General features: G+C 70.0%; 11 protein-coding genes. All 11 read left to right on the top strand.

Features of this window, described 5'->3' with window-relative positions; translation table 11 throughout:
* Positions 1 to 226: 226 nt before the first annotated feature.
* Positions 227 to 1,015, top strand: a complete 789-nt coding sequence (locus AC0CH8_RS11715; protein WP_465240037.1) for a copper homeostasis protein CutC — start codon at positions 227 to 229, stop codon at positions 1,013 to 1,015.
* 70 nt (positions 1,016 to 1,085) lie between these two features.
* Complete coding sequence (locus AC0CH8_RS11710; protein WP_465240036.1) at positions 1,086 to 1,835, top strand: GntR family transcriptional regulator; 750 nt, start codon at positions 1,086 to 1,088, stop codon at positions 1,833 to 1,835.
* A 19-nt stretch (positions 1,836 to 1,854) separates the two neighbouring features.
* Positions 1,855 to 2,898 (top strand): SIS domain-containing protein, encoded by a 1,044-nt coding sequence (locus AC0CH8_RS11705; RefSeq protein ID WP_465240035.1) that lies wholly within the window; start codon positions 1,855 to 1,857, stop codon positions 2,896 to 2,898.
* Positions 2,895 to 4,025, top strand: coding sequence for an N-acetylglucosamine-6-phosphate deacetylase (gene nagA / locus AC0CH8_RS11700; RefSeq protein ID WP_465240034.1), 1,131 nt, complete (start codon positions 2,895 to 2,897; stop codon positions 4,023 to 4,025). Before AC0CH8_RS11705 ends, nagA begins: the two co-directional genes overlap by 4 nt.
* Entirely contained in the window at positions 4,022 to 6,490 is a 2,469-nt protein-coding gene (gene ptsP / locus AC0CH8_RS11695; RefSeq protein WP_465240033.1) for a phosphoenolpyruvate--protein phosphotransferase, read from the top strand. Before nagA ends, ptsP begins: the two co-directional genes overlap by 4 nt.
* Positions 6,487 to 8,163, top strand: coding sequence for an N-acetylglucosamine-specific PTS transporter subunit IIBC (gene nagE, locus AC0CH8_RS11690; RefSeq protein WP_465240032.1), 1,677 nt, complete (start codon positions 6,487 to 6,489; stop codon positions 8,161 to 8,163). Before ptsP ends, nagE begins: the two co-directional genes overlap by 4 nt.
* A complete protein-coding gene (locus AC0CH8_RS11685) occupies positions 8,160 to 8,492 on the top strand; it encodes an L-rhamnose mutarotase (protein WP_465240031.1) in 333 nt (110 codons plus the stop codon). Before nagE ends, AC0CH8_RS11685 begins: the two co-directional genes overlap by 4 nt.
* 350 nt (positions 8,493 to 8,842) lie before the next feature.
* The gene (locus AC0CH8_RS11680) at positions 8,843 to 9,667 is read left to right on the top strand and encodes a TrmH family RNA methyltransferase (protein ID WP_465240030.1); all 825 of its coding nucleotides are present in this window, start codon (positions 8,843 to 8,845) and stop codon (positions 9,665 to 9,667) included.
* Positions 9,664 to 11,322: an MFS transporter gene (locus tag AC0CH8_RS11675; RefSeq protein WP_465240029.1), complete on the top strand. Its 1,659-nt coding sequence runs from the start codon at positions 9,664 to 9,666 to the stop codon at positions 11,320 to 11,322. Before AC0CH8_RS11680 ends, AC0CH8_RS11675 begins: the two co-directional genes overlap by 4 nt.
* Positions 11,319 to 12,497 (top strand): HlyD family secretion protein, encoded by a 1,179-nt coding sequence (locus AC0CH8_RS11670; RefSeq protein WP_204199990.1) that lies wholly within the window; start codon positions 11,319 to 11,321, stop codon positions 12,495 to 12,497. The genes AC0CH8_RS11675 and AC0CH8_RS11670 overlap by 4 nt, the downstream gene beginning before the upstream one ends.
* Positions 12,494 to 13,891 carry an efflux transporter outer membrane subunit gene (locus tag AC0CH8_RS11665; RefSeq protein WP_465240028.1) on the top strand — a complete coding sequence of 466 codons (1,398 nt, stop codon included), beginning with the start codon at positions 12,494 to 12,496 and terminating at the stop codon, positions 13,889 to 13,891. The genes AC0CH8_RS11670 and AC0CH8_RS11665 overlap by 4 nt, the downstream gene beginning before the upstream one ends.
* Positions 13,892 to 13,934 lie beyond the last annotated feature (43 nt).

Raw genomic sequence — 13,934 nt, 5'->3', positions numbered from 1 at the left:
GCAGCGCAGCCCCCCGAAATCACCGCGTTGCTGGCGGTGGCCACTGTTCCTGTCCGCTCCGGCGCATCAATCGGCCCGATACGATGTTTGTGACGCATCTTCATAACCAATATAGCCCAAAGGTGCTACCAAAAATGACAAATCGATTTCAGTGGAGGAATCGTATAATGATTGAAGTGACTAAGCGCCGAAAAACGGGGACGGATGGCCGCGCAAGGGCGGGGGCATGACCTGTACCGAATCCCGAAATGGGACGCGCATCACGCTGGAAATCTGCGTCGATTCTCCAGCCGGCATTGGCGCGGCGATCGCAGGCGGGGCAGATCGGATCGAACTGTGCTCCGCTCTCGACGTGGGTGGATTAACGCCCGGCGGTGCACTGACGGAGTTCGCCGTCGCCCGCGCCGCGGACGCAGGCATCGCCGTGCATGCGATGGTACGATCCCGCAGTGGCGACTTCGCTTACGACACCGATGAGATCGACTTGGCGATCCGCGAGGCCATCATACTGGCCGATCGGGGCGTGAACGGTCTCGTATTCGGTGCGGCACGGAACGGTGAGGTGGATGTCGATGCAGCGACGCGGTGGATGGAAGGCGTGTGCGGCGGCATCGGTCGTTCCGCCGCCCTGGTCTTCCACCGCGCGATCGATCTGGTCGACGATCCGGTCGCAGCGGTCGACCGCATCGCTGCGCTGGGGTTCACCCACATCCTGACATCGGGGGGGGCACCGACGGCGGGAGAGGCGCATGGCGTGATTGCGGCGATGGTCGCTCGCGCCGCAGGTCGGGTGGAGGTGATCGCCGGGTCGGGCGTGCGGCCCGAAAACGTCGCAGCGCTGGTGGCGGCGACGGCCGTCCCCGCCGTGCACGCTTCCGCCGGCGGGATCATGGGGGAACGCGATGACCGCGTCGTCGCACTGGGGTTCGCGTCGGCGGCGCGACGGACTACCGATGCCGGCGTGGTGGCCGGCTTGAAGATGGCATTAGACAACAAGTCCAATGTAAGACAATAAGGCTGTATCATGCCCGTGCCGTGACCTGTTCGCGAACCGGGCAGGCCATGACCGAGGGGACGGCAGGGCGATGGACGCATCGGACAACTTTACCGGCAGGATCGGTCGCTTCAGAAGCGGCAACGCCTCGCCGCTTTACATCCAGCTTCAGCAGCTGATCCGCGAAGCGATCGAAAACGAGTCGGTCGCGCGTGGCGATGCAATTCCGGCCGAGCGCGATCTGGCGCTCGACTATGACGTGTCGCGGATCACCGTGCGCAAGGCGATTGCCGGCCTGGTCGAGGAGGGGCTGCTGACGCGGCGTCGCGGCGCGGGCACGTTCGTCGCGGGGCGGGTGGAGAAGAACTTCTCCAAACTGTCGTCTTTCAGCGAGGATATGGTCGCCCGCGGGCGGGTTCCGAGCAGTTCCTGGGTATCGCGCGCGACGGGTACCGTCAGTCCGGAAGAGTCGATGGCACTCGGCCTGTCGCCAAGTGCGCCAGTATTTCGCTTCGTTCGGATACGATATGCGGACGAGGTGCCGATGGCCCTGGAGTTCTCGACGATCGCAGGGTTCTGCCTGCCGTCGGTAGAGGCCGTCGGCGACTCGCTGTACGCTGCGCTCGACGCGGCCGGCCATCGACCGGTGCGTGCGCTGCAACGGTTACGCGCGGTTCCGTTCGGATCGGAACATGCCCGCATGCTCGGCGTGGATACCGGCCAGCCGGGATTGCTGATCGAGCGGCGCGGGTTCCTGCGCGATGGTCGCGCCGTCGAATTCACCCGCTCCTATTACCGCGGCGACGCCTACGACTTCGTGGCCGAGCTGTCCGACATCTGATTCTGAGCAAGAGGCTTTCGTGATCACCGACGCACCCCGAACGCCTGCCACGACCACGCTGATGCGGTCGGAAACGCTGGAGGCCCCGGCGCGCGTAGCGGAGATGATCGCGCGTAACGCCGTCGCGTTCGCCGAGCTTGGCGCGCGGTTGCGGGCCGAGGCTCCCGATGTCGTCGTCACCTGCGCACGCGGATCGTCGGATCACGCCGCGACGTTCGGCAAGTATCTGATCGAGACGATGGTCGGCGTGCCGGTTGCGTCGGCGGCTCCCTCTGTCGTGTCGCTGTTCGAGGCGAGCGTTACGACGCGGCGAGCGCTGTGCATTGCGATCTCGCAATCGGGTCGAAGCCCCGACCTGCTGGCGACCGTTGCGGCGCATGCCGATGCGGGCGCTCACGTCGCCGCGCTGGTCAACGATGAGGGTTCGCCGCTGGCGGAGCGTGCCGACACGCTGCTCCCCTTGTGCGCGGGACCGGAGCGATCGGTGGCGGCGACCAAGTCCTGCATCGCGGCGATGGCAGGTCTGGCGGGGCTGGTCGCGGCGTGGTCCGGCGATGCGCGGCTTGCGGCGGCGGTGGAGACGCTGCCCGAGGCGCTGGCGCAGGCGGTGCGGCAGGACTGGAGCGCTGCAATCGAGCCGCTATCCGGGGTGACGCAGATGTTCGTGCTGGGGCGCGGGTACGGGTTCGGGGTGGCGCAGGAATGTGCGCTGAAGCTGAAGGAGACCTGCGCGATCCAAGCGGAGCCGTTCAGCGCCGCCGAGGTGCGGCATGGCCCAATGGCGATCGTGCGCGACGGGTTCCCGTTGCTGGCGCTGGCGACATCCGACGCAGCGGGTGCGGACGTGGTGAAGGCGGCGGGCGAGTTCGAGGCGCGCGGCGCGGCGGTGTTGCTGGCGCGTGCGGGTGGGCCGTCGCTGCTGCCCGCCGCCGCGGCGCATCCGGCGATCGAGCCGATCCTGTTGCTGGCGAGTTTCTATGGGCTGGCGGAACAGCTGGCGCGGCGGCGGGGGCTCGACCCGGATGAACCGCCGTTCCTGTCGAAGGTGACGCGCACGCTATGACCACGATGCGGTTCGGGAACGGCCATGTCGTGGCCGGTCGTGCGGTATGGCCAGGGGCGACGATCGCGGTCGACGGCGAGCGGATCGCCGAGATCGATGCCTTTAAGGGCGCGGGTGATGTCGATCTGAACGGTGGCTGGCTGATGCCGGGGTTCGTCGACACGCAGGTCAATGGCGGGGGCGGGGTGTTGTTCAACAACGACATCAGCGTCGGCGCGGTGGCGGCGATCGCGCGCGCGCACGCCGCCTTTGGTACCACGGCGCTGCTGCCGACCCTGATCAGCGAGACGCCGGACCGCATCGCTGCCGCCTTGGAGGCGACTGACGCCGCCATTGCGCAGGGCGTGCCGGGCGTCGTCGGCGTTCATATCGAGGGACCGTTCCTGAACGTCGCGCGCAAGGGCATCCACGATCCGGAGCGGTTCCGCCGGCTGGATGCGGAGACGGTCGCGCTGCTGTCTCGCCCGCATCGTGGCACGGTCATGCTGACGATTGCGCCCGAACTCACCGACGCCGCCACGATTTCGCAACTGGTCGCCGCGGGCGTGATCGTCAGCGCCGGGCATAGCGAGGCATCGTTCGAGCAGGCGAAGGCAGCATTCGACGCCGGCCTCTCCGGCATCACGCATCTGTTCAACGCCATGCCGCCGATGATGCAGCGGGAGCCGGGGCTGGTCGGCGCGGCGCTGGACGATGCTCGACCGTGGTGCGGGCTGATCGTCGACCGGGTGCATGTCGCGGCGGCGGTGCTGCGCGTGGCGATGCGGGCGCGACCGCACGACCGGATGATGCTGGTCACCGACGCGATGTCGTCGGTCGGTGCGGTCGACAAGGATTTCGTGTTGCAGGGCCGTCCCATCCGCGTCGCGGACGGCATCTGCCGTTTTGCGGACGGAACGCTGGCGGGGTCCGACCTCGACATGGCGCAGGCGGTGGCGAACGCGGTCGCCGACCTCGACGTGCCGGTGACCACGGTGGCTGCAATGGCCGCAACGAACCCGGCGACATTCCTGGGCTTGCAGAACGAGCGTGGCACGCTGGCGAAGGGGCTGCGCGCCGACTGGGTACAGCTCGACGCGCAGTTCCGCCCGGTCGCCACCTGGATCGGCGGGAGGGCGGTGGCGTGAGCGCAGAGACGCTCGTCGCGCCGCTCGCCGGCTGGCTGATGAGGTTGGCGGCGGTGCCCGATCCGGTCTTCGCCGAGGGGATGATGGGCGCGGGCGTCGCGATCGATCCGACCGGCGACACGCTGCACGCGCCGTGCGCGGCCACAGTGTTGAGCATCCACGCCGCGGGCCATGCGGTGACGCTGCGGACGGCGGGAGGTGCGGAGGTGCTGATCCATATCGGCATCGACACCGTCGCGATGGGTGGCGAGGGGTTCGAGCGACTGGTGGAGCCGGGGCAGGACGTTGCGGCAGGCACGCCGCTGATCCGCTTCGATGTCGATCTGATCGCGCAGCGGGCGAGTGCGCTGGCGACACCGATCGTCCTGACGTCGGGCGACGATTTTCGGATCGAGGGTGTTGCGGGTGATGGGCTGGTGGAAGTCGGCGCGCCGCTGTTGCGGCTGGTCCCGACCGGCGCGGCGCAGCGCGAGCGAACGGTAGCCACGACGACAAGCGCCTCGGCGACGGTCAGCGTGGCGTTGCCGCATGGTATCCACGCCCGTCCGGCGGCGCGGATCGCGGCGGCGGTGCGCGCGGCGGGGGCGAGCGCGACACTGACGCGCGACGATCGCAACGCGTCGGCGCTGAGCGTGACGGGCATGCTCGGACTCGATGCCGTTCACGGATCGACGCTGACGATCGCAGCGCAGGGCGGCGATGCGGACGCGGCGGTCGCGGCGGTGGTCGCGATCCTCACTTCCCACGAGGACGCGGACCCGCCTGCGCCGCGTGCGGTGCCGGTTGCGCCGGCGGAGGTCGCCGACGGGGCGCTGGCGGGCGTGCCGGCGGCGCCGGGTCTGGCGATCGGGATTGCGCGCTGGCTCAGGGTCGCCGCGCCGGAGGTGCCGCCGGCCGACGACGTGGCAACGGAGCGCGAGCGACTGGTCACCGGGATCGCGAGGCTGCGCGACACGCTGGCGGTGGCGAGTGGACACAGCGTGCTGGCGGCGCACCGGGCGATCCTCGACGATCCCGATCTGGACGCGGCGCTGATCGCCGCGGTCGAGACGGGGGAGGGTGCGGCGGCGGCGGCTCTGTCGGTGACGCGGGCTCAGGCGGCGCGGCTGGCGCGATCGAGCGACGCGCGGATCGCCGAGCGCGGCGACGACCTGATCGATATCGGCCAGCGGCTGGCGCATGCGGTGCTGGGCACGGAGCCGGACGCCATTGTCCTGCCGTCGGGAACGATCCTGCTCGCCGACGATCTGCTGCCATCGCAACTAACCGCGCTGGATGCGACGGCGCTGGCCGGCATCGCGGTCGTTCGCGGCGGCCCGACATCGCATGTCGCGATCATGGCGGCGGGGCTCGGCGTGCCGATGCTGGTCGCGCTGGGCGATCCCCTGACGACCGTCGCCGACGGCGCGACGCTGATTCTCGATGGCGACGCCGGATCGCTGCTGCCAGATCCGGACGCCCCGTCCCTGAACACCGCGCGGGCGAAGGTCGAGGCCGCCCGGCTGGCGGAGGCCGAGGCATTGGCGGCGGCGGCATCGGGTCGCCCGGCGGCGACGGCGGACGGCGTCGCGGTCGGCGTCCACGTCAATCTCGGCAGCGCGGCGGAAGCGGCGGCGGCGGTGACGGCGGGGGCGGAAGGGTGCGGCCTGCTGCGGACCGAATTGCTGTTCCTGGATCGGGCGACCGCGCCGACGCGCGACGAACAGGCGGCGGAATATCGCGCGATCGGCACGGCGCTGGGCAACCGGCCGCTGACGATCCGGCTGCTCGACATCGGCGGCGACAAGCCTGCGCCATATCTGGCGATCGTGGCGGAGGAGAACCCGGCGCTGGGGCTGCGCGGCGTTCGCGTCGTGCTGGCGCGGGAGGATGTGCTGGAGACTCAGGTCGCGGCGATCCTCGATGCGGCCGGGGGTGCGCCGTGCCGGATCATGGTGCCGATGATCGCCAGCGTCGCCGAACTGGATGCGGTGCGCGTCGTCGTCGATCGTTTGCGCGGCTCGCGGCCGGTCTTGCTGGGTGCGATGATCGAGACGCCGGCGGCGGCGATCGGCGCGGACCTGATCGCGCGGCGCGCGGATTTCCTGTCGATCGGCAGCAACGACCTGACTCAGTACACGCTCGCGATGGATCGGGGGAATCCGGCGGTCGCGGTGGGGCTCGATGGTTTGCATCCGGCGGTGCTGCGCCTGATCGCGGCGACGTGCGAGGGCGCGGCGCGGCACGGGGTGCCGGTCGGCGTTTGCGGCGGGCTGGCGGCCGATCCGCTGGCGGTGCCGATCCTGACCGGGCTGGGCGTCACGTCGCTGTCAGTGCCGGCGGGCCGGATCGCGGCGACGCGCGCCGGCGTCGCTGCGGTCGATGTGACGCGGGCGCATGGCCACGCGCTTCAGGCGCTGGCGTGCGAGTCGGCTGCCGACGTTCGCACGCTGGCGAGACGTTTTGCCGAGGAGACGGTCGCATGACATCGCCGATGGCGTTCCTCCAGCCGCTCGGTCGCGCGCTGATGCTGCCGATCGCAGTTCTGCCGGTCGCCGGGCTGATGCTGCGGCTGGGGCAGCCGGATCTGCTCGACATCGCGTTCCTGTCCGCGGCGGGGGATGCCATCTTCGCGCATCTCGGCCTGCTGTTCGCGGTGGGGGTCGCCACCGGTTTCGCGCGCGACGGTAACGGTGCCGCGGCGATGGCGGGGATCGTCTGTTATCTGGTCGCGGGCAACGGTGCGCAAGTGTTCCTGACCGTGCCGGCGGCGACGCTGGCGGGCGTGCCGGAGACTGCGACAGGACTGGTGACGAGCGCGTGGAAAGCGGCGGCGATCGACAAGTTGCAGGTGCCGATCGGCATCGTCGCGGGGCTGGTCGGCGGACATTTCTACAATCGGTTCGCGACGTTCAAGCTGCCGGATTACTTGGCCTTCTTCGGCGGGCGGCGGTTCGTGCCGATCGTCGCGGGGCTCGCCGGCCTCGTCATCGCCGGCGTACTGGGGCTGACCTATCCGGGTGTCAGCGCGGGTGTCGACGCGCTGAGCAACGGCGTGGTCGCGGCCGGGGGGTGGGGGCTGTTCGCCTTCGGGCTGCTCAACCGGTTGTTGCTGGTCACCGGGCTGCATCACATCCTGAACAACGTCGCGTACTTCGTGGTCGGGAGTTACGACGGGAAGACGGGCGATCTGTCGCGCTTCTTCGCGGGCGATCCTACCGCGGGCGGGTTCATGAGCGGGTTCTTCCCGGTGATGATGTTCGGCCTGCCCGCCGCGTGTCTGGCGATGTACCACGCCGCGCTGCCCGATCGACGGAAGGCGGTCGGCGGACTGCTGTTCAGCCTGGCGCTGACGTCGTTCCTGACCGGGGTGACCGAGCCGATCGAGTTCAGCTTTATGTTCCTCGCGCCGGCGCTGTACGCGGTGCACGCGGTGCTGACCGGCGCGGCGGAGGCGATCATGAACGCGCTGGGTGTCCGGCTCGGCTACGGCTTTTCGGCGGGGTTGTTCGACTATGTGCTGAACTTCGGCAAGGCGACGAAGCCGCTGCTGCTGCTGCCGGTCGGTGCGGCCTATGCCGCGGTCTATTACGGGCTGTTCCGTTGGGCGATCGTCCGGTTCGACCTGCCGACGCCGGGGCGCGAGGCGGAGGAGGCGACCGCCCCCGCGGCGCCGGTGCCGGTCCGCGATCGGGCGGCGGCCTATGTCGCGGCGCTGGGCGGGGCGGCGAACCTGCGCGGGGTCGATGCTTGTACGACCCGGCTGCGGCTGACCGTCGCGGATGCGCAGGCGATCGACGAGCCCGCGCTGAAGCGGCTGGGTGCGCGCGGCGTCCTGCGGCCGTCGCCGACCGCGGTGCAGGTCGTGGTCGGCGGGATCGCGGACGGGCTGGCGATGGACATGCGTGCGGTGCTGGACGCTGGTCCTGCGGTGGTCGCGGCGCCAGTGGCAACGCCGGTGGCCTATGCTTTGCCCAAACGGGTGGCAGCGGCGATCGGCGCGGACAATGTCGTAGTGGCCGCGCGGCTGCCGGGGCGGTTGCGGATCGTGGTGGCGGCGCGCGACAGGGTCGATGCCGCGGCGCTGTCGGCGTTGGGTGCGCGGGCGGTGGTCTGGGTGCGCCCGGACACGCTGCACCTGCTGATGGAGGATGCATGAGCCGTGTCGTGCAGGTGCTCGATCTGGTCGACGATGCGGCGCTGATCGCCGAATATCGCGCGCGGCACCGGCCGGGGGCGGTGTGGCCCGATATCATCCGCTATCTGGAGGCGATCGGCTGCAACGATCTGGAGCTGTGGCATGTCGCCGACCGGCTGGTGATGATCTTCGATGCGGCGGACGGCTATCCGCGGGCGACCGATCCCGCGCTGGATCCGGTGGTCGCGGCGTGGGAAGCGGAAATGGGGGTGTACCAGCGGGCGATCGACCCGGCGGGTCCCAAGTGGCTGCCGATGCAGCGGATTTTCGCTTATGACGGAAGATCGTAGGCGGGCGTTGCGTTTGGAAGGTTAGGCTAAGGTTAGTCCAATGCGGTGTTTCGCCAGCGTGTCGGATGGGCGTGTCGGCCGGGCGAGCCCGATGACCGGCGACGCATGAGAAAGAGCGGGTCCGGCGTGTCACAGGTCGGGCGCGTAGGACAGGGGTTGGGTCCAACAAAATGCGCGTGCGGCGGTGTTCGGGCAGCGTTGCGCTCGCGGCGAGGCCCTCCCCCAACCACTCCCCAACGGGAGGGGAGCGGAGATCGGGCAACGGCATGCCCTTCGTCGGTTGCGGAGTAGCTGTCTCGAGCATCTCGCTCGCTCTTCATGCCACGCGCGCGATGCGGTAGCGCGCAACCATGCCGACGATCCTGCCCATCCACGACGCGGACGACCCGCGCATCGCCGCGTATCGCGACATTCGCGAGCGGGATCTGGTCGGGCGGCAGGGGCTGTTCGTGGCCGAAGGGCGCGTGGTGCTGGCGATGCTGGTCGCCGCGACCGGATATCGTGCGAAGTCGGTGCTGGTCGCGGCGCACCGGATGGACTCCGTCGGCGATCTGGTCGCGCCGCTGGCCGGCGATGTGCCGGTTTATGCGGCGGAGCAATCGGTGCTGGACGCTATCGCGGGGTTCCCGATGCATCGCGGCATCCTGGCGATCGGACGGCGGGTCGATCCGCCGTCGCCCGATGCGCTGCTCGCGAACCTTCCGGACGACGTGGACGTGCTGGTGCTGAGCGGGATCGCCAATCACGACAATATGGGCGGGCTGTTCCGCAACGCCGCGGCGTTCGGCGTCGGTGCGGTGCTGCTGGACGCCGAATGCTGCGACCCGCTGTATCGCAAGGCGATCCGGGTATCGGTCGGCGGGGTGCTGAAAACGCCCTACGCGACGCTGGCCCGCGGTGACGATCCGGTTGCGCTGCTGGAGCGGCACGGCTTCGCGTCGCTGGCGCTGACGCCCGGCGGAGCGACGACGCTGGCGGAGGTGGTGCCCGGACGGCGCAATGCGGTGCTGCTCGGCGCGGAGGGGCCGGGGCTGGCGGCGGACCTGATCGCACGGGCACGGGGGGTGCGGATCGACATGGCGGCGGGCTTCGACAGCCTGAACGTCGCAACGACCGGGGGCATCGTGCTGCATCACCTTGCCGCGGGCCGGCACCGGTCTACATCGTCGTCATGATCCAGCGGATGCGACATTTCCTGCGCGAGGAGGATTGGGCCTTCGCCGCGCATGAGGCGCCGGTGATGCCCGGCTCCCCCGGATCGCCGGAGCATCCGCATCCGCGCCGCTTCGCCTATGGATCGATCTCGGTGTTGCTCGGGCTGACGGCGGGGTTCGGCAACGCGCTGATTTCCGCGAACACGTACACGTTGCAGGGTGCGCTCGGCCTCGATCCGGCGCAGATCGCGTGGTTGCCGACCGTGTATGTGATGACCAACGTGTCGATCAACCTGATCATGATCAAGTTCCGGCAGCAGTTCGGCTTGCGCCCGTTCGCGATCATCTTCCTGACGGTCTATGCCGCGCTGACGCTGGCGCATCTGTTCGTGCACGGTTTCGCGTCGGCGATCGCGGTGCGGGCCGCCAGCGGCATGGCGGGTGCGGCGGTGTCGAGCCTGGCGCTCTATTACATGATGCAGGCGTTGCCCGCGAAGTGGCGGTTGAAGGCGGTGGTGCTGGGTATTGGCGTGCCGCAATGCGCGACGCCGCTGGCGCGGCTGTTCTCTCCCGACCTGCTGGCGATGTCGCAGTGGCGGACGCTGTACCTGTTCGAACTGGGGCTGGCGTTGCTCAGTCTGGCGGCGGTGGCGTGGCTGCGCCTGCCGCCGACGACGCGGCAGAAGGCGTTCGAGCCGCTCGATTTCCTGACATTCGTGCTGTTCGCGGGGGCGATGGCGCTGTTCTCGGCGGTGCTGGGGCTGGGCCGGATCGTGTGGTGGACGAATGCGCCTTGGATCGGCTGGGCACTGATCGCGGCGATCCCGATGCTGGCGGCGGCGCTGATGATCGAGCATAATCGCGCCAATCCGCTGCTCAATACGCGCTGGCTGGGGAGCGCGGACATCCTGCGCTTTACGATCGTGACGATCATGGCGCGCATCGTCCTGTCCGAACAGACCTATGCCGCGGTCGGATTGCTGACCGTGCTGGGCCAGAACAACGACCAGCTCGGCACGTTCTTCCTGATCGTGTTCGCGGCGTCGGTGGTCGGCGTCGTCGCCAGCGCGGTGGTGCTGGACGTCAACCGGCTGGCGCATCCGGTGATGCTGGCGATCGGGCTGGTCGCGGTGGCGGCGTTCTTCGATGCTCAGTCGACCAGCCTGACGCGCGGACCGCAGCTTTACTGGACGCAGGCTCTGATCGCGTTCGCGGCGACGTTCTTCCTCGGGCCATCGCTGCTGTTCGGGATGACTCGCGCGCTGCAGGCGGGGACGGGACACATCATCAGCTTCATCGCGTTGTTCGGTATCGTGAATTCGATCGGCGGATTGGCGGGGACGGCGCTGCTCGGCAGCTATCAGCAGATACGGGAGAAGGCGAACAGTGCGGCGCTGGTGCAGCAGATGCAGCCCACGGACCCGATCGTGACGCAGCGCATCCAGGCGGGCGGCGCAGCGGTGGGTCGCGTCGTTGGCGATCCGACGCTGCGATCGGCGGAGGGTGCGGCGATCCTGTCGCAGACGACCACGCGGGAGGCAAACGTGCTGGCCTATGACGACGTGTTCCGCCTGATCGGCGTACTGGCGGCGGCGACGTCCGGCTATCTGGCGTTCCTGCTCGGGCGGCGGAGCTGGCGCGCGCGGCGGGCGGCGCGGTCGGAGATGACGGCATGACCGACATTCGTGATCCCGTGCCGCCGGCGGCGACCGGACCCGTTGCGCCCGGACCGGTGACCGAGGAGCGGGCGGCAGAGATCGGCGCGACGCCGGCCGCACCGCCCGTCGGGTCGGGCTGGCGACCGCCGGCCAACAGCCGCCGCGTGGTGATCGTGCTGGCGCTGGTGGCGATCGCGGGCGTGCTCGCGGTGCTGGCGGCGTGGCGGCTGCCGCCCTTCACCAGCGACTATGAGTCGACCGACAATGCCTATGTGCGCGGGCGGACGACGGTGATCGCGCCGCAGGTGTCGGGATATGTCACGCGGGTGCTGGCGCGGGATTTCGCCGATGTGAAGCAGGGCGACGCGCTGGTGGCGATCGACGACCGCATCTATCGCCAGCGCGTCGAGCAGGCGGAGGCGCAGGTCGCGGCGCAGCAGGCGACCCTCGCCAACGCGCTGCAATCCGAACGCAGCCGCGCCGCCAGCTTCACCGCGCAGGACGCCGCCGTGGCCAATGCGGAGGCGCAGTTGATGCGCGCGCAAGCGGACATGGCGCGCGTCAATGACCTCGTCACCGACGGATCGGTGTCGCTGCGCGAACGCGACCAGACGCTGGCGGCGCTGCGGCAGGCGCAGGCCGGCGTGCGGCAGGCGCGCGCGGCACGAGAGATCGCGCGGCAGGATATCCGTACCGTCGAGGTGGGGCGCGGCGGCCAGCGCGCGGGCGTGTCCGGTGCGCAGGCGGCGCGCGAACTGGCGCAGATCGACCTGTCCAACACGATCGTGCGTGCGCCCGAAAGCGGGCGATTGAGCGAGATCGGGGTGCGCGTCGGCCAATATGTGACGGCGGGCACGCAGTTGATGTTCCTCGTACCCCCGGAGACGTGGGTAATTGCGAACTTCAAGGAAGCGCAGATCGCGCGGATGGCGGTCGGTCAGCCGGCGTCGTTCACCGTCGACGCGCTGGGGGATGCGCGGCTGACCGGGCGTGTCGAGCGGGTGTCGCCCGCCGCCGGATCGGAGTTCGCGGTGCTGAAGGCGGACAACGCGACCGGCAATTTCACGAAGGTGCCGCAACGGATCGCGGTCCGCATCCGTGTCGATCCGGGTCAGCCGCTGGCGCAAAGGTTGCGGCCGGGGATGTCGGTGCAGGCGCGGGTGGATACGTCGGGCGGTCCGGCGATCCGATGAAGCGGGGCGCGCTGCTGCTGGGGCTGGCGCTGGCCCAGACGTTGGCGGCGTGCGCCGGGCCCCGACCCGCGCCGCCGCAAGGCGCGTCGGTAGTGCCCCCGCCGGCGTGGCGGACGGTGCTGGACGGGCCGGGCGCGCCGATCCGGGCGGACTGGTGGACGGCGTTCGGCGATCCGGTGCTGGTCGATCTCGTCGCGCGGGCATTGGCGGCGAACCCCGATCTGGGCGTGGCGGCGGCGCGCGTCGAGGAGGCGCGCGCGGCCGAAAGGCTGGCAGGCGCACAGCGCACGCCGACGCTGAACGCCGGCCTGCCGACGACGGAGGGGCAGACCGTCAGTCCGTTCGGCACGCCATCGACGGCGTTCGGGGCGCAGCCGTCGATCACCGCCAGCTACGACCTCGACCTGTTCGGCCGCTTGCGTCAGGCGAGTGCGGCGGCACGGGCGCAGGCGCTGGCGAGCGAGGGCGCGCGGGATACGGTGCGGCTCGCGATCGTCGGCTCTGTGGCGTCCGGGTACATCCAGTTGCGCGCGCTCGACCTGCGGTTGGCGGTCGCGCGGGAGACGCTGGCGGCGCGATCCGAAGCGCTGCGCATCGCCCGGCGGCGGGCCGAGACGGGCTATACGTCCAATCTGGAACTGCGGCAGGCGGAGGGTGAGTATCGTGCGACCGAGCAGCTCGTGCCGCAGGCGCAGTTGCTGGTGGCGCGGCAGGAGAATGCGCTGAGCCTGTTGCTGGGCACGTCGCCGGGGCCGATTCCGCGCGGCCTGTCGCTCGACCGGCTGCTCGCGCCGGCGGTGCCGGACGGATTGCCCGCCGACCTGCTGCGGCGGCGCCCGGACCTCTTCCAGGCGGAACAGGCACTGGTCGCAGCGGACCGCAGCCTCGACAGCGCACGGGCGGCGATGATGCCGAACGTGGCGCTGACCGGCAGTGCGGGCGTGGTGCTGTCGACGGCTTTAGCGAACCCGATCGGCGTGTTCTCGATCGGTGGCAGCGTGCTGTCGCCGTTGTTCGACGGCGGTCGGCTGCGGGCGCAGGCCGACGCGGCGGCGGCGCGGCGCGATCAGGCGGCGTGGAGCTATCAACGCGCGGCGCTGATCGCGTTTCGGGAGGTGGACGACAGTCTGGCGTCGGTGCTGCGGTCGGGACAGCAGGCCACGGCGCTGGCGGGGCAGCGCGCGGCGGCGGCGGGGGCGCTCAGGATCGCCTCCAATCGCTACCGGGCGGGGTATTCGGCTTACATCGAGCAACTCGATGCGCAGCGGGCGCTTTTGACCGCCGAATTGGCGCTGATCCAGGCGCGGGCCGATCGGCTGGCGGCGTATGTGTCGTTGTACCAGACGTTTGGTGGTGGCTGGGCGCGGGAGGATGTGGCTGCGGTAGATCGGTGAGGCTTTGGTCCTTCTACCCCTTGCTGCTCCCAAGGGGAGGGCA

It is taken from the genome of Sphingomonas sp. AC435 (assembly GCF_979253005.1).
Note: the sequence above shows the minus strand (reverse complement) of the source record. Positions and strands in the feature narration are given on the sequence as shown.